The following is a 15389-nucleotide window of genomic DNA, read 5'->3' as shown; positions in this document are numbered from 1 at the left end:
TCTTCCCCTTACCAGGTTGCATCGCAGGAGCGGACGGCCGCCCCCGCTTCACGTAACAAACGCAGGGCGCGCGCATGCAGCTGCGACACCCGGCCCTTGCTCAAGGACAGCATGCCGGCGATCATGTCGAACGGCATGCAGTTCAAATAGTGGTACTTGATGATGAGCCGCTCGCGTTGCGGCAAGCCCTCCACCAGTGCGCGGACCTGGGTCTGCAGCTGCCTCAGTTCCAGGCGCGTATAACACCCATCCGGAAATTGCGCCGCCTCATCCAGGTACAGCCCCGTCCCGTCCAACAGGTAGCCCAGGGCCATGCCCAGCGCGACCTCGGCCAGCTGCTCGAAGGTGCCGGGTCCCGCCCGTCCGCGCGCGGCCGGCGCCAACGACAGCGTCCGCTCCTTCAACAGGCGCTGGCGTACGCCGATCTGCTGCTGGCGTTCGCTCAGCAGCCCGATGCCGTCCAGGATGGCACCGCTGATGCGCTTGGCGCTGTAGGTGCGGAAGCCGACGCCCAGCGCCGGGTCGTAGCGGTCGACGCACTCCAGCAGGCCGACGGTCGCGAACTGCAGGTAGTCGGCAAAGTCGATTTCGTCGCCATAGCGGCCACGGTACGCCTTGGCTGCGAGCATCCGCGCGAACTCGAGGTGGACCGATACCAGGCGCTCGCGGGCGGCCGGGTCGCGCCCGCCCAGCCAGCGCTGCCACCATACGTCCTCTTCCCCGGCCGCACGCCCGGCTGGGGCCGGCACAGCCGGCGGCGCGCCCTGCTCCGGTCCCACCGCCTGCATTACTGGAACGATCCCAGCAAGGCGCGCGCGACCAGGTTCCAGCCATCGATCAGCACGAACATCAGCAGCTTGGCCGGCAGCGAAATGGTGGCCGGCGGCACCATCATCATCCCCAGCGACATCAGCAAGGTCGACACCACCAGGTCGATCAGCAGGAACGGCAGGAACAGGACAAAGCCGATCTGGAACGCCGCCCGCAGCTCCGACAGCATGAAGGCCGGTATCAGCACGAGCATGTCCACCTCCTCCATCGACGCCGGTTCCGGGCGCCGGGAGAGCTCGGCCATCAATGCCAGGTCCTGTTCGCGCGTCTGGCGCACCATGAACTCGCGCAGCGGCTTGACCCCGGCCGCCAGGGCGGGGGCGGCCGCCAGCTTGCCGTCCAGATAAGGCTGCAGCGCCAGCTGGTGCGCGTCGTGCAGGACCGGCTTCATGCTGAACAGGGTCAGGAATAATGCCAGGCTGATCAACACCATGTTGGGCGGCGTCTCCTGGGTCCCGAACGCATGGCGCAGCATCGACAGGACGATGCTGATGCGGATGAAGGAGGTCATCGACACCAGGAGCGCGGGCAGCAGGCTCAGCACAGTCAAGCCGAGCAGCACCTTGAGCGAACCGGAGAGCTCGGCCGGCTGCCCGGCGGCCCCCACGAAGCGGATGTCCAGGCCCGGCAACGGCGCGAGCGCGGCCGGCCCCGCCAGGCATTGCCCGGCCGCCAGCGCCCCCATCGCCGCCAGCACCACCCAGGCGCGGCGGGAACTAGGCGCGCCCATGCTCGCCTCCGGAGGCAGGCGGGGCTGGGCGCACGGCCAGGCGGCGCACCCCGTGCTCATGCTCGACCAGCAGGATTTCGGTCTCGTTCCAGCCCACCAGATGCAGGGTGCAATGCGGCCCGAGGCGCAGCCGGTCGAGCCGGCGCAGCCGGGCGGGCGGGCCGGACCGGCCTGGCCGGAGCCCCGCCAGGCCGGCCCGTTTGAGCCCCAGGACCATCCCCGCGGCAGCGGCGCTGGCGAGCAGCAGGGCGCCCGCCACGCGCAGGCCGTCCGGCCCGTGGTCGGCGCGAGCGGGCAGCCGCCCTGGCGCCGGACGGGCGGGCGTGTCGCCCGCGGCCGCCGGCACGCCCGGAGCGGCGCAGGCTGCTGCCAGGACGAGCCCGCCCAGACGCGCACGCGAGTTCATGCCGCCGACCCGCCCGGCAGCTCGAGGATGCGGACCCCGAAATGCTCGTCCACCGCGACCAGTTGCCCGCGCGCCACGAGCTGGCCCTCCAGGAGGATGTCGACCGGGGCATCCATCAGGCTCTCCAGTTTGAGCACCTGCTCGGTCTTTAGCCCCAACAACTCGCCAATGGTGATGCCGGTTTCGCCGGCGACCACCGTCAGGCGGGCCTTGACGTTCTGGATCACTTCGAAGCCGCTGCCAAACAGGCTGCTTCCCGTGCCGTCCCGGGCCGGCAGCTGCGCCAGGTCGATGATTTCGAGGGCGGCGTCGCCGCCTTTCGCTTTGCTGTTCTTGCTCATGATAGGTTTTCCTTAATGGCTCGGTTCCAACAGTTCCACGGCCCGGTGGCCATCGGCCAGGCCCAGATGGGCGGAGCACACGAACGTTCCCTCCGCCGTTACCAGGCGCAGCGGCCGCTCCAGGCCTACCGCCAGCGACAACACGTCGCCCGGCGCCAGGCTGCCCAGCTGCCCCAGGGGCACCTCGGCTTGCCCCACCTCCACGCGCAGGCGCACCGGCCGCCCGTCGAGCGCACGGCGGATCGTCTGGCCCAGGGGCGGCAGCCCGCTCCGCCGGTCCGGCACCGGGGGTCGGCGTCCCAGCAGCGCGGCCGGAACGAGGCAATGCAGCGCGACGCCGCCGGCGTGCAGGGTCACCCCGGCAGCGCCGCCCCCATAGCGCCAAAGCGCCCGCGGCACGGCCTCGTCCGCAGTCCACCGGACGGGCGGGCCGGCGAGCCCCCGCACCAGCTCGTCCAGCAGCGCGTCGAGCGCCCGTTCCGCCGCGCTGGTGGCCAGGGGTGATGCGAGGTGGCGGCCGGCCACGGCATCCAGGCCGGCCATCCCGAACAGATCTGCCGCCAGCATCTGCGCGGCCTGTGCCGGGACATGCACCCAGACCGCTGCGCCCTGGACCAGGTCCGCGCGCCGCCAGCCGGTGCCGTCGGGGCGCTCCAGCGTGCTGGCCGCGGCGCACCGCAGGTGCGCGCCCGGCAGGGCCGCCCACGCCGCTTCCCAGGCCCGCAGCGCCGCCTGGCCGCGCGCCACGCATGCGGCCGCGTCGGCCGGGCGGAACAGATAGAAATCGGTGTAGTCCATGGCCGTTAGCGGTTCATCTGCATCAGGGCGTCCAGCATTTCGCCGACCACCTTGTTGACGTTGGCGCCGGACCCATACATGCGCTGGGCCACGATCAGGTCGGAAAAGGCCGTGGTCAGGTCGGTGTTCGACCCGGTCAGCGTGCCGCCCTTCACGACGCCGAAGCTGTCGCCCGAGGTGCCGTACTCGATGGCGCCCGGGCGCTCGCTCGAGAACGTCACACCGTCGCGGGTGCGCAGCGTGCCGGACCGGTCCAGGGCGAGCGCGATGCGCTGCCGCTTGTCCTCCTGGCCATTGGAAAACCGGATGGCGAGGGCGCCGTCGTCGGACACCGTGGTGCCGGTGACGGTCCCGCGGGCATAGCCGTCGGCCACCGCCACCAGGCTGGTGCCGGTGCTGCCCGACGTCGTCTTGCTGAAATCCAGGACCAGGGATACCGGGCTGGCGTTGCTCGGCAAGAAATTGAAGGTCAGCGTGGTCTTGTCGGTGGTGCCGCCGTTCGGTTCCACCTTGCCGCCGGTGCCGAAGCGAATCACGTTGCCGTCGGCTGCCGCCACGACGGTCGAGCCTTCCTTGACCACCACCGACCAGGTATTGGCCGGGGCCGGAACGATCACGGCGCCATCGGCATCGCGCAAGGCGCTGGTGAGCTCGATCGTCAGCGAATGCGAGGTGCCGCTGCTGTCGTACACCGTGACCGTCTTGGACAGCAAGCGGGTGTTGGTCAACAGGGTGTTGGAAAAAGTGATCTTTTCGCTGGTTTTCGAATTCGCCGCGGCGAGCCCGCTCTTCGTGATCTCGGCGAGTGCGCCGCCGGCGTCCAGCCCGAGGACCTTGTTCTTGGTCCCGCTGGCCACCAGGACGCCCTCGCTGTCGAATTCGAAACGGCCGGCCTGGGTATAAATCAGCTTGCCTGCCGGATCGCGCAGCACAAACATCCCCTGGCCTTCGACGGCCATGTCCAGGTCGTTGTTGGTGACCAGTGGGGTCCCGGGCGCGTAGTTGACCGAATGGCTGAGCACAACGCCGCCACCGTTGGCCGCGCCGCCCTGGCCGTGCGAAAACAGCGATTCGAACTTGGTCATGCCTCCCTTGAAGCCGACCGTATTGATGTTCGCCACGTTGGAGCTGATGAACTCCAGCTGTTTGGCCGCGGCCTGCATGGTGGACAGATTGGTATGGAGCGTATTGAGCATGGCGTAGGCCCTTTAAGGTGGGTTCACGCCCGCCACCTGGCCGAGCGCAATGTCGGGCACTTCCGGCCCGCTGGAGGAAATACCGTCGCGCATCGTCAGGCGCGGCTCGCCGCCGTCGAAGGTGATACGCAGCACGGCGCCGATCTTCTGGGTGCCATTGGGCATGGTGACCAGCACCGTCTTGCCGATCAGGCCGATTGCCTGGCTGGCCTGCTGGGTCACCAGCAGGGCCTGGATATTGGTGTTGGTGCTCTGCGCCTGGGCCAGGGCGGAAAACTGCGCCATCTGGGCCACGAACTGGTTGTTGTCGGCCGGGGCCAGCGGGTCCTGGTGGGTCAGCTGGGCCAACAGCAATTTCATGAACTGGGCCTGGTTCAGCGCCGACGCCTCGCCGCCCACCGGCTGGACGGGATTAGTCGCCATGCCGGCTCTCCTCGAGCGCCGCCACGCGCGCCGCCTGGGCCGCCGGCAGGGAAGGCCCCACCTGGTCCGGCGCCGGATCCCCGCTGCGGTATGCGCTGTGTCCGTTGATGGTGACCCCGCGCACCGGGACGGCGCCACCGGCCAGCTCGGCCATCAGCCGGGCCGCGATGGCGCCGAACTGGGCCGGATCGAGGCGGGCGTCGCGGATCACCACTTCGACGCCCGTGCCTGACTTCACGAGGTGCATGAGGCTCTCGTCCAGGCGGGCCCCGCCCGCGAAGAACCGGCCGGCGGAAGCGGCGCCATCGGGTTCGGCGGCAGGCGCCCGCTCCGGCAGGCCGCGCGCGGCCGGGGCGCGTGCCACCACAGCCGCGCCCGGCGCCAGCCGGGCCGCCGGCAGGCGCACGGCGGCGTCCTCGAGCCGCGCCGGCGAGCCCGGCCGTCCATGGGCCGGCGCGGGGCCCGCTGCCGGCGGCAGCGGCGCCGCCCCGGCAGGCATGGGCGCCGGGCCGCTCGGCGCCGCGCCCGCGGCGGGTTCGGCCGACGCGGCGGCCGCCAGCGCCCGTTGCTGCGCGAGCGGCTGCGCCGGGCCGGCCGCCTGCTCGTCGCCGCGCTCGGCGGCTGGCGGCGGCGCGGCGGGGACCTCCCGCGTGGCGGCGCCTGCCGCCTGCTCGTCGCCGGCGCGGCCCGGCTCGACGCGGCTGGACCGCCAGCCATCGGGCGCCCCCGGATCGGCCCACGCACGCGCGGGACTGCCCGGGTCCGCGCGCGGGGCTGCCGGCGTGCCCGGGTCCGCCATGCCGAGCCGCCAGCCTGCACGTTCCATCTGGGCCCGCCATGCCAGCTCGCGCGCCTTGGCGTCGGCCTGGCAGCCGTCCGCAGTGCGCTCCGGCAAACAAGAGTAAGGGGTGATTGTGTTCATCGTCGTGTTCTCCAGCCGATTCGTTGCAGCCAAATGTCGTCGGCGTCCTTGCAGGCCAAGGCCGCCAACTGTTTCTCATGCTCGCGCAGCGCGCCGCGCCGGTGCTCTTCCACCCCGTCGGTCAGCTTGCGCAGGTGGTGCGAGCGCCCGAGCGCCTCCTCCCGCTGCGCGGCCAGGCGCGCGGCCTCTTCCTGCTGACGGCGCAGCTGCCTGTGCAGATGGGCCAGGTAATCCTGGGTCAGCCGGTGCAGGTCCGGCCGCAGCAAGCTACCCGGGCGCTGCGTGCCCGCGCCCTGTGCCGCCGCCAGCTCCCGCTGCGCGGCGTCGCAGCGGGTTTCCTGCTCGGCCAGCGCCTGCGTGGCGGCCGCCAGGTCGCACAGCGCCTCGTTGAGGTCCCACTCGCAGCGGCGCCGGTACGGTTCGAGCGGATAGAGGAATGGCGCTTGCCCGGCCATCAGTGCGCTCCCGCCGGCGCGCCCAGCAGCGCCTCCAGCTCCCGCGCCGCCTGCAGCCGCGGTACCGGCTGGTCCTCGCGTTGCCGCAAGAAGCGCTCGAGCCGCGGCATCAGGTCGATGGCGCGTTCCAGTGCCGGGTTGCTGCCCGCCCGGTAGGCGCCCATGTCGATCATCTGGCGGTTGCGCTGATAGGTGGCCATCGCGTCGAACACCCCATGGACCAGGTCCTGCTGCGCCACCGGGTTCAGGTCGCCGAACAGGCGGCTCGCGCTTTGCAGCACGTCGATCGCCGGGTAGTGGCCTTGCTGGGCGAGCTGGCGCGACAGGACGATATGGCCGTCCAGGGTGGCGCGCAGCAGGTCCGAAATCGGCTCGTTGAAGTCATCGCCCTCGACCAGCACGGTGTACAGGGCGGTGATGGAGCCGCCCGATGCGGCCGTTCCGCAGCGCTCGCACAGCTCGGGCACCTCGGCGAACACCGACGGGGTATAGCCGCGTGCAGTGGGCGGTTCGCCGGCCGACAAGCCGATCTCCCGGCGGGCCATCGCGAACCGGGTCACCGAATCCATGGTCAGCATGACCTGCAAGCCCTGGTCGCGGAAATATTCGGCCATGGCAGTGGCGGCGTAGGCGGCGCGCGAACGGGCCAGCGCGGGCTGGTCCGAGGTTGCCACCACCACGACCGAACGGCGCAGGCCTTCCGGGCCCAGCTGCTTTTCCAGGAATTCCCGCACTTCCCGGCCGCGCTCCCCAATCAGGGCGATCACGTTGACATCGGCCTTGGCGTGGCGCGCAATCATGCCCAGCAAGGTGCTCTTGCCGACGCCGCTGCCGGCGAAAATGCCGACCCGCTGCCCGCGTCCCAAGGTCAGCAGGCAGTCAATGGCGCGCACGCCGGTCTCGAGCACGTCGCTCACGCGCGGCCGTGACAGCGGGTTGAGCGGCGCGGCCTTCAGGTCCCGCCATTGCGCGCTGCGCGGCGGCGCCAACCCGTCCAACGGTTCCCCAAACGCATCGACCACGCGGCCCAGCAGGGCTGGACCGACCGGCACCCGCGGCAGGCGTCCGCTGGCCACCACTTCGCAGTGGGCTCCGATGCCCGCTACCGCGCCATAGGGCATCAGCAGGAGCCGCTCGCCCTGCAGGCCGACCACTTCGGCGCGCAGCGGCTGGCCGCCGCCGGCCGGATAGATATCGCACACTTCCCCGACCAGGGCGTCCGGCCCGCAGGACTCGATGCTCAGCCCGCTGAGCTGCCGTACATGGCCGACGCGCCGGACCGGATCGATGGCGCGCAACGCCTCCAGGTAGCGCTCCATCAGGCCTCCGACGCGGTCGTCCCGGCGGCCCGGGCGGCGCACAGGGCCGCGCCGAACTGCGCCAGCTGCCGGGCAATGCGGGCTTCCAGCTGGCCGCCCGCGGCGACGGCGATGCAATCCCCCGGCCCCAGGGCAGGATCGGCGATCCAGTCCAGCCGCGCCCCCGAGGGGCTGGCCGCGGACAGGGGCGCCTCCTCGACCAGGGCCAGGTCGTCGGGGTGCAGGCGGATGACCAAGCGCTCGCGCTCGCGGGTGCGGGCCAGTACGCTGCGCACCCGGGCCAGCACGGCCTCGCGCGACACCAGGGCCTCGCCGACCAGCTGGCTGGCGACCTCGAACGCCAGCGCCACGCTCAGGTCTTCCTGGATCGTCAGGCCGGCGTCGAGCTGGCGCTCCAGCGCCGCCGCCAGCGCTTCCAGCCGCTGGTGCGCCTGCGCCAACGCGGCGCGCGCCTCCTGGTCGCCGCGGGCGAAGCCTTCGCCGTAGCCAGCGTCGCGCGCGGCGGCGACAGCCTGCTCGAGCGCCTGTTGCTGGCGGCGCGTCCGCTCCTGTTCTTCCTGCGCGGCTTGCTGCTGGCGCCGTCGGGCGAGGTCCTCCCCCGACGGCGTCGCGGGCGCCGCCGCCGGGATGGCGGGACCTGCAGCGGCCGCCGGCTGGGGCATGGCCGGCGCAGGTGCCGGCGCCGCCTCTGCCGGGCCGGCCTGGGGGGCGGGCGCGGGCTCCTGCCCGCCCTTCCACAAGGTACGGCGTTGCCCGCTCAGATGCGGGGCGTGCATTATCGCGGCCATGCATGCCTCCCGGTCCAGCCGCGCAGCCAGCCGGCCAGGCGCTCGCGCAGAGGCGGCGGTGCGGCCGGTGTGGCGGGCAGGGCTGCCAATTTGCCCTCCAGCGCCGCCAGCAGGGCCTCTGCCAGGCGCGGGCCAAGCGCGGGCGGCCCGTCCCCACGGCAGGCCGCTCGCCGGCCCTCCGGCTGGCCATGCAGGTAGGCCCCGCGCCAAGGCCAGGCGTCCATGGCCAGCACGGTGGCCACCAGCCACGGCGGCTCGGAATCGAGCAGCGCGCGGACCCGCGCCAGCGGTGCACCGCGCAGCGCATCGCCGGGCCGGGCCGGCGCGGTGCCGGGCGCCACGCTGTCCAGCGGCGGCAGCGGCTCGGCAGGGATGCCCAGTGCGGTGAGCTCGTCCAGCAGGGCGGCCAGCTCGCGCCGCGCCGGCACCGGAAGCTGATCCATAACCCAGCGCCGGTCATCCGGGCTCACTGCGTGCAGCATCAGTGCAGTCTGGCGGTCCTGGCTCATGGCGTCTTCTCCAGGCCGTCGCCGGTCCGGGCCTCGCTCCAGGCGCGCACCTGGTGCAGCAGGGCCGCACGCTCCTCATGACTCAGGCGGGCCACCGGCGCCGCCACGGGACGGCGGCGCCGGCGCGCCGCCAGCAGCACGGCCAGCAGCACTGCCGGAGCGGCCCACCAGGCCCAGGACGGCGCCGCACCATGGGGCTGCGACGGCGCGGCCGGGGTGTTCGCCACCGCCTGAACGGGCGGCGGTGCGGGCGAAGCCGGCTGCGCCGCCAGCTGGTCCATGGAATATACGGCAATGGCATCGCCGCGCTCGGCGCTCACGCCGGCCGCCACGCCCACGATGTCGCGCACCCGCGCCACCTGCGCCGCGTCAAGCGGCATCCTGAGCACCACCGCGACGTTCAGCCGGCGCACCGTGCCCACCGCCGCGACCACCTGCTCGACACGGCGTCCCACCTGGTAGCTCACTTCGGTATTGAAGCTGCCATGGGCCGCGCCCTCCTTCGCACCGTCCGGCGCCGCGCCCTCCTTGCCGGCCTGCTTCTCGTGCACCACCACACCGCTCGGCACCTCGGCGGCCTCGTTCGCCGGCAGGATGCGTTCGGTGGTCCACTTGCTGCGGTCCTGGTTGAGTACCAGGTCGACGCTGGCGAATGCCTGGCCAGGACCGAAGGCCTGCTCCAGCACCTGGTTCACCTTGCGGGCAAGGTACTGCTCCGCTGTCCGTTTCTCCTCCAGCAGATCCCCGGCGGCGGCCTGGTCGGCCGCGCCGGCCGCGGTCAGCGCGACCCCGTGCTGGTCAAGCAGGGTGACGTCCTCCGGACGGATGTTCGGCACGGCCGCCGCCACCAGGCGCTGGATGCCCTTGACCTGGGCGGGCGCGAGGGCCTTGCCCGGCTTGAGGGTCAGCGCCACCGACGCCGTCGGCTGGCTGGCGCCTTTCCTGAACAGGCCTTGTTCCGGGATCGCCAGATGAACCCGGGCGGCCTGGATTGCCTCGACCGCCAGGATGGTGCGGGTCAGTTCACCCTGCTGTGCGCGCTGGTAGTTCACCTTCTGGGCGAACTCCGTCATGCCGATCTCGGAATTGTTGAACAGCTCGAGCCCGACCGTACCGTGCTTCGGCATGTCCTGCCCGGCCAGCTGCAGCCGGGTCTTGTGGACCACGTCGCTGGCCACCAGAATGGTCGTACCGCCGTCCTCCAGGCGGTACGGGACCTTGATCCGGTCCAGTTCCGCCACCATGGCCGCCGCATCGGCGGGCGCCAGTTCGGTGAACAGCACTTTGTACTCGGTGCGCAGGCTCCAGAGGCCCAGGGCGGCCACGGCCACCAGCACCGCCAGTCCGCCGGCCATCAGGCCCCAGCGGGCGCGCGCCGGCAAGGCGCGCCAGTAGGCGAGAAAATCAGTCATCGGCGGCTCCTGTCACAGCGGCATGCGCAGCATGTCGTTCAGCGCATCGAGCGCCTTGCCGCGCACCGCCAGCACCAGCTGCAGCGACAGCTTGGCCTCCTCCAGCTGCAGCATCAGCTCGTGCACGCTGAGCGGTTCGCCGGCGGCGTACTGCTGGACCACCCGGTCGGCCTGGTTCAGCCGGGCATTGAGCGCGCCCAGCTGCTCCCCAAACCAGGTGCCGAAGCCGGCGCCCGGCGCTGCCGGCGCCGCCGCGGACGGCGGCGCGGGCCACGCCGGCGCCGCCGGCAGGATTGCTTCGACGTTCATTTCTCCACTCCCATCTCAAGGGCTTTCATGGCCATGGTCTTGGCCGCGTTAAAGGCCGCCACGTTGGCCTGGTAGGCCCGCAAGGCCGTGGCCACGTTCACCATCTCGCCGACCTGGTCGACGCCGGAGGCGGCCACCAGACCCTCCGGACCGGCGGCCGGATTGGCGGGATCATAGGTGTAGCGCGGCGCGGCTTCGACCGCCTCGACGGCCAGCACGCGGGCCCCGGCCAGGCGCGCGAAGCCGGCCGCAAAGGCGGACTGCGCCGGTCCGGACACCAGGTGTAGCGGACGGTACGGTTTGCCGTCGGCGCCGGTGCTGCTGTGCAGGTTGGCCAGGTTGACCGCACTGATGTCGAGCTGGGCCTTCGCAACCCGCATGCCCGAGGCGCTGATGGCAAAACTGCCGAAGGTCGACTGGTCCATCAGTGCTTCCCTTCCCCGATCGCCAGCGCCAGCAGCGAATGGTGCTTGCTCCAGGCCTTCAACAGGGCCTGGTAGCGCACGCTGTTTTCACCGAGCAGCGCGGCTTCCATGTCGAGCTGTCCGACATGGTTGGGCGCCCCGCTGGGCGCACTGCGCTCGACCAGCGGCGCGATCCCGCGCAGCATGCCGGCGTCCACGCGGCCCCCACCGGCCAAGGTGGCGCGCACGGCCGCGAGCTGGTGCTCGAAGCTGACGCGTCCCAGCGCAAAATTGGGCGACTGGGCGTTGGCGATGTTGTCGGCCGCCACCCGCTGCGTCAGCACGGCGGCGTCCAGCGCCAGCTTGAGCAGGCTGCCGGTGACGCCCTCCAGTTCTGGAATCATCGTTCCCTCCTTATTGAATGACCAGGTCGGCATGCAGTGCCCCGGCGGCCTTGATGGCCCGCAGCACCGAAATGATGTCGCGCGTGGCGATCTTCAGGCGCGTCAGCGCGCCCACCAGATCGGCCACCGTGTTGCTGTTGACCCCCACCAGGCCGGTCTCGCCCTTCTCCTGCACGTCGATGCGGGTGTTGGCCACCTCGGCGGTGCGAACCCCGGCGCCGGCCTGGCGCCCCCATGGCGGCTGCGACACCGCGTAGTCGGTGACGATCGAAATCTTGAGGTCGCCGTGCGACACCACGACTTTGTCGATCCGTACCCCGGCGCCGGCCACGACCGTGCCGGTGCGCTCGTTGATGACGACGCGGGCCTGGGAGTCGGGCTCGAACACCACCGCCTCCAGCCCGGCCATGAAATCCACCAGGCGGGAGCGCTGCTCTTCCGGCACACTGATCTCGATTGCTTCGGCATCCCGGGCGCGCGCCATGCCGCTGCCGAAGGCGGTGTTGATGGCCGCCGCAGCGCGCGCCGCGCTGGTGGCGTCCGGCTGCGCCAGCGTGAAGGTCAGGCGCTGCTGCCCGTTCAGCAGGTGCGCTTCGATACCCACTTCGACCGTGGCGCCGCCGGGAATCGCGCCCACGGTCGGGTGGTTCTTCTGCGTGGCGTTGCCATTCAGGTCGTAGTGGTAGCCCCCCACCGACAACGGCCCCTGCGCCAGGGCGTAGACCCGCTGGTTGGCTGCGCGCAGCGGCGCCAGCAGCAGGCTGCCGCCGGCCAGGCTGCGCGCGTCGCCGATCGAGGTCACCGTCACGTCGAGCGTGTCGCCCACGGTCGCATAGGGTGGGAGCGCGGCGGTCACCATGACCGCGGCGACGTTACGGCTGAGCACCTGCTCGCCCGTCACGGACAGGTTAAATTGCGTCAGCAGGTTGGCCAGCGCCTGGCGCGTGGCATGGCTGCCGGGGTTGTCGCCGGTGCCGGCCAGGCCGGTGACCAGGCCATAGCCGACCAGGGCGTTGGTGCGCCAGCCGGCGAACTTGCCCACATCCTTGAGCCGCACCGGCGCCGCCTGGACCGAAGCCAGCATGGCACATCCCAGGAGCAGACACAGAAGGCGGCCGCGCATCACACCCCCAGCCAGGAAAACAGCCGGGTCAGCAGACCGGGCTTCTTGCTGTTCTCGACCGGTCCCGCGCCGGCATAGCTGATCCTGGCATCGGCCAGCCGGCTCGACGGCACGGTGTTGGCAGCCGAAATATCCTGCACCCGGGCGCGCCCTTCGACCCGGATCTGCTGCTGGTCATCGTTGATGGCCACCAGCTGTTCGCCGCGCACCCACAAGTCGCCGTTCGGGTCCACCCGGGTCACCGTGACGGTGATCTGGCCCAGCAGGCGCCCGCTGCGCTGTACGCTGCCATGCCCGTCGAACTCCTGCTGCAGGCCGAGGCTGCCCGCGTGGTCACGGCTGCCGCTGGCCACGCGGCCGCCCACTTCCGTATGCCGGCGGCTGCCGGCCTCGGCTTGCGCCGCCGCGCTCGAGGTCTCGAAAATGAGCACCGTCAGCGCGTCGCCGGCGCGGTACGCGCGCTGGTCGGCCGCCAGCGGCCGGTACGTGCGCTCGTCGTACAAGTCATCGCCCCGGGCGGGCAGGATCACAACGTGGAGGGCCAGCGCAAGCGCAGCCCACATGGTGCGGTTCATGTTCAGTTCTCCAGAAAGCTCACCAGTCCGGGTGCCAGCACCCGCGCCTGTACCGCGGCCATGCCGGCCGCCGGCTTGACTCCGATTGCCTGACCCGGACTGCCATCGGCCAGGGCCAGCGCACGCACTTCGACCACCACCGCCGCCGTCGCCAGGCGCAAGGACACCTGGTCGCCCGCCGCCACCGCGGGCACGTCCTCCAACTGCCGGGACAGCAGGACCTCGCCCGGTGCGAGCGGCTGGACCAGCCGGCCGGCCAGCAGCCGGCAGTCGGCCACGGCGGGATCGGCGGCCAGGGCGGCACGATCGGCCGGCCGTACCTCGACGTCGTCACAGCCGGGCACATGGTGCTTGGACAAGGCGCGCCGCGCCACCAGGACCGCCTGCGGGACGGCCACCGCCAGCGGCACCACCACCGATGCCTCGGCCTGCCCGTCCACCGCGACATCGACGACGACCGCGACCTGGCGGCGCAGCGCCTGTTCACGGTCGAGCGGGCGGGCAAGCAGGCCCACGCGCCCGCGCGGGACCGGCGGCACCGCCGGCAAGCGCTCCTGGCGCAGCTGGGCGGCGGGACCGAGTGCGCCCAAGGCCAGGCGCACCGCGTCCTCGGCCGCCGTCACCAGCAGCGGCGGCGCCACTGTCTGGCTGGCCGCTTCGACCACGACCTCGCCCGTCCCGTCCCAGGCCAGCGCCCACTCCGGACGCAGCCCCCGGACCCGGCGCTGCACCGCCGCGGCCCCCCAGCGCACACGCTCGCCCGCGCGCGGCGCCGGCCCCAGGTCGAGGTTCTCCACGGCGGCGCGCAGCGCGGGCGGGGCGCTTCGGACCTCGGCCACATCGGCCAGGCGCACCTGGCGCGCCACCACCACGGTCCGCTCCCGCAGGCGCAGCTGCACCGGGCCGGCAGCGGCGTGAGCGGCCACACAGGCCAGGCCGAGGAGCAGCAAACGCGGGCACATGGGCTTATTTCATCAATTCGTTGGCGCTGGCGACCAGGCCGTCGGCCGCCTGCAGCACCTTGGCATTGAGCGCGTACGCGCGCTGCGCCGCCATCAGACTGACCAGTTCGCGGGTCACATCCACGTTCGAGTCTTCCAGGGATTGCTGGACGATACGCCCGGCCCCCTCGCGTCCCGCCGCCCCGATGGTCGGCGGCCCGGCCCCCTCGGCCGGAGCGGCCAGGCCGTTGCCCAGCAAGCGCAGCGCGCCCGGATCCGGGAACTGGGCCAGGCTGATGCGGCCGACTTCCTGCAATCCCTGGGCCGTGCGCGCCGCCACCACACCTTCCGCACTGATGTGCAGGGCCCCGCCCCCTGCCGGCACATAGATGCGCGGCTCCAGTTCGCCGCCTGCCAGTGCCAGGGTGCCGCTGTCGGTCACGTGCAGCGCCCCGCCGCGGCTGTAAGCCCGGGTCCCGTCGGGCGCCAGCACCGGAATGAAGCCCGGACCGTCGATCGCGATGTCCAGTTCGGACGTGCTCGGCAGGAGATGCCCGGCGCTGAAGTCGGCCGTCCGCGTGCGGGCCGCCACCCCCAGCATGGCCGGCAGCGCCGCCGGGCCCGGGGCGGCAGGCGCCGCCTCGAGCAGCTCGTGGAATTCGACCCGCGCCGACTTGAAGCCCGGCGTGCGGCTGTTGGCCACGTTGTTGGCGATCGTGTCCACATGGGCCTGGAAGGCCTTCATGCCGGTTTCGGCAATTGCAAAGGCATTGCTCATCATTGTTCCTTCATTGCGCCAGCTGGGTGATGCTGCTGCCCAACTGATCGTTGTAGAGTTGAAAAACTTTCTGGGCCGACTGGTACTGGCGCATCACCTGCATGACCTGCGCCATCTGGGTCCCCGCATCGACATTCGACTGCTCCAGGTGCCCGCCCCGCACCTGGGCTGCGGCCGGCGCGGCCACGGCCTGCGCGGCCGCGGGGCGCAACAGGCCATCGGCCATCTTGCCGAACCGCGTCCCCGGCGCAAAGCGCACGACACGCAAGCGGCCCATGGCCTTGCCCCCTTGCCACACTGTGCCGCTGGGATCGATGCTGGCCTCGGGCCCGCTCAGCGCGATCGGCCCGGCCTCGCCCAGGACGGGTAAGCCGGCAGCGGTCACGAGCCGCCCGGCCGGATCGATGCGGAAGGCGCCGGCCCGGGTATAGGCCGGGCCGTCGGCCGCCTCGACCACAAAGAAGCCGTCGCCCGCCAGCCCGGCGTCCAGGCTGCGGCCGGTCGGACGCAGCGCGCCCGGGGCCAGGTCGACCGTGGCCGCCGGCAGGGGCACGCTGGCCGGCGCCTGCAGCTGGCGCAAGGTGGTGGCGAAGGGCACGCTGGCCGGCACCGCCCCCTTGAAGCCGGGCGTCTCCAGGTTGGCCACGTTCTGGCTCACGGTCTGCAGCTGGGTCATGCTGGTGCGCATGCTGAGCGCCGCCACCGTCAATGCATCGTCCATGTCC

At 71.9% G+C, this 15389-nt stretch carries 21 protein-coding genes; all 21 read right to left on the bottom strand.

Annotation, left to right across the window (positions count from 1 at the left end; genetic code table 11):
• Window positions 1-8: 8 nt before the first annotated feature.
• Genes LSQ66_RS05800 through LSQ66_RS05700 form a run of 21 tightly spaced genes read right to left on the bottom strand, consistent with a single transcriptional unit; the run spans window position 9 to window position 15385 of the window.
• Window positions 9-788, bottom strand: a complete 780-nt coding sequence (locus LSQ66_RS05800) for a sigma-70 family RNA polymerase sigma factor (RefSeq protein ID WP_231768843.1) — start codon at window positions 786-788, stop codon at window positions 9-11.
• Window positions 788-1561: a flagellar type III secretion system pore protein FliP gene (fliP, locus tag LSQ66_RS05795; protein WP_269449146.1), complete on the bottom strand. Its 774-nt coding sequence runs from the start codon at window positions 1559-1561 to the stop codon at window positions 788-790. The genes LSQ66_RS05800 and fliP overlap by 1 nt, the downstream gene beginning before the upstream one ends.
• Complete coding sequence (locus tag LSQ66_RS05790; protein ID WP_231768842.1) at window positions 1548-1967, bottom strand: hypothetical protein; 420 nt, start codon at window positions 1965-1967, stop codon at window positions 1548-1550. The genes fliP and LSQ66_RS05790 overlap by 14 nt, the downstream gene beginning before the upstream one ends.
• Window positions 1964-2308 (bottom strand): FliM/FliN family flagellar motor switch protein, encoded by a 345-nt coding sequence (locus LSQ66_RS05785; protein WP_231768841.1) that lies wholly within the window; start codon window positions 2306-2308, stop codon window positions 1964-1966. Before LSQ66_RS05785 ends, LSQ66_RS05790 begins: the two co-directional genes overlap by 4 nt.
• A gap of 12 nt (window positions 2309-2320) precedes the next feature.
• Window positions 2321-3106, bottom strand: a complete 786-nt coding sequence (locus tag LSQ66_RS05780; RefSeq protein ID WP_231768840.1) for a FliM/FliN family flagellar motor switch protein — start codon at window positions 3104-3106, stop codon at window positions 2321-2323.
• Window positions 3107-3111: 5 nt separating this feature from the next.
• Window positions 3112-4302 (bottom strand): flagellar hook-basal body complex protein, encoded by a 1191-nt coding sequence (locus LSQ66_RS05775; RefSeq protein WP_231768839.1) that lies wholly within the window; start codon window positions 4300-4302, stop codon window positions 3112-3114.
• 12 nt (window positions 4303-4314) lie between these two features.
• On the bottom strand, window positions 4315-4725 hold the full coding sequence (locus LSQ66_RS05770) for a flagellar hook assembly protein FlgD (protein ID WP_231768838.1): 411 nt from the start codon (window positions 4723-4725) through the stop codon (window positions 4315-4317).
• Window positions 4715-5647: a hypothetical protein gene (locus LSQ66_RS05765; RefSeq protein ID WP_231768837.1), complete on the bottom strand. Its 933-nt coding sequence runs from the start codon at window positions 5645-5647 to the stop codon at window positions 4715-4717. The genes LSQ66_RS05770 and LSQ66_RS05765 overlap by 11 nt, the downstream gene beginning before the upstream one ends.
• Window positions 5644-6102: a hypothetical protein gene (locus LSQ66_RS05760; protein ID WP_231768836.1), complete on the bottom strand. Its 459-nt coding sequence runs from the start codon at window positions 6100-6102 to the stop codon at window positions 5644-5646. Before LSQ66_RS05760 ends, LSQ66_RS05765 begins: the two co-directional genes overlap by 4 nt.
• Entirely contained in the window at window positions 6102-7421 is a 1320-nt protein-coding gene (locus LSQ66_RS05755) for a FliI/YscN family ATPase (RefSeq protein ID WP_231768835.1), read from the bottom strand. The genes LSQ66_RS05760 and LSQ66_RS05755 overlap by 1 nt, the downstream gene beginning before the upstream one ends.
• Window positions 7421-8209: a FliH/SctL family protein gene (locus LSQ66_RS05750; protein ID WP_231768834.1), complete on the bottom strand. Its 789-nt coding sequence runs from the start codon at window positions 8207-8209 to the stop codon at window positions 7421-7423. Before LSQ66_RS05750 ends, LSQ66_RS05755 begins: the two co-directional genes overlap by 1 nt.
• On the bottom strand, window positions 8197-8718 hold the full coding sequence (locus LSQ66_RS05745) for a hypothetical protein (protein ID WP_231768833.1): 522 nt from the start codon (window positions 8716-8718) through the stop codon (window positions 8197-8199). Before LSQ66_RS05745 ends, LSQ66_RS05750 begins: the two co-directional genes overlap by 13 nt.
• Window positions 8715-10130, bottom strand: a complete 1416-nt coding sequence (gene fliF, locus LSQ66_RS05740) for a flagellar basal-body MS-ring/collar protein FliF (RefSeq protein WP_231768832.1) — start codon at window positions 10128-10130, stop codon at window positions 8715-8717. Before fliF ends, LSQ66_RS05745 begins: the two co-directional genes overlap by 4 nt.
• A gap of 12 nt (window positions 10131-10142) precedes the next feature.
• On the bottom strand, window positions 10143-10439 hold the full coding sequence (locus tag LSQ66_RS05735; RefSeq protein WP_231768831.1) for a flagellar hook-basal body complex protein FliE: 297 nt from the start codon (window positions 10437-10439) through the stop codon (window positions 10143-10145).
• A complete protein-coding gene (flgC, locus tag LSQ66_RS05730) occupies window positions 10436-10864 on the bottom strand; it encodes a flagellar basal body rod protein FlgC (protein ID WP_231768830.1) in 429 nt (142 codons plus the stop codon). Before flgC ends, LSQ66_RS05735 begins: the two co-directional genes overlap by 4 nt.
• Window positions 10864-11247 carry a flagellar basal body rod protein FlgB gene (locus tag LSQ66_RS05725; RefSeq protein ID WP_231768829.1) on the bottom strand — a complete coding sequence of 128 codons (384 nt, stop codon included), beginning with the start codon at window positions 11245-11247 and terminating at the stop codon, window positions 10864-10866. Before LSQ66_RS05725 ends, flgC begins: the two co-directional genes overlap by 1 nt.
• A gap of 10 nt (window positions 11248-11257) precedes the next feature.
• On the bottom strand, window positions 11258-12331 hold the full coding sequence (gene flgI, locus LSQ66_RS05720; RefSeq protein WP_231768828.1) for a flagellar basal body P-ring protein FlgI: 1074 nt from the start codon (window positions 12329-12331) through the stop codon (window positions 11258-11260).
• 38 nt (window positions 12332-12369) lie between these two features.
• Window positions 12370-12945 (bottom strand): flagellar basal body L-ring protein FlgH, encoded by a 576-nt coding sequence (locus LSQ66_RS05715; RefSeq protein WP_231768827.1) that lies wholly within the window; start codon window positions 12943-12945, stop codon window positions 12370-12372.
• Between the two features lie 2 nt (window positions 12946-12947).
• Entirely contained in the window at window positions 12948-13907 is a 960-nt protein-coding gene (flgA, locus tag LSQ66_RS05710; protein WP_231768826.1) for a flagellar basal body P-ring formation chaperone FlgA, read from the bottom strand.
• Between the two features lie 4 nt (window positions 13908-13911).
• Window positions 13912-14667 (bottom strand): flagellar hook-basal body protein, encoded by a 756-nt coding sequence (locus LSQ66_RS05705; protein WP_231768825.1) that lies wholly within the window; start codon window positions 14665-14667, stop codon window positions 13912-13914.
• Between the two features lie 7 nt (window positions 14668-14674).
• Window positions 14675-15385 (bottom strand): flagellar hook-basal body protein, encoded by a 711-nt coding sequence (locus tag LSQ66_RS05700; protein ID WP_231768824.1) that lies wholly within the window; start codon window positions 15383-15385, stop codon window positions 14675-14677.
• Window positions 15386-15389: the final 4 nt, after the last annotated feature.

The sequence above is a fragment of the Massilia endophytica genome, from assembly GCF_021165955.1.
GTDB lineage: Bacteria > Pseudomonadota > Gammaproteobacteria > Burkholderiales > Burkholderiaceae_D > Rugamonas > Rugamonas endophytica.
This window is presented reverse-complemented; position numbering and strand designations above follow the sequence as displayed.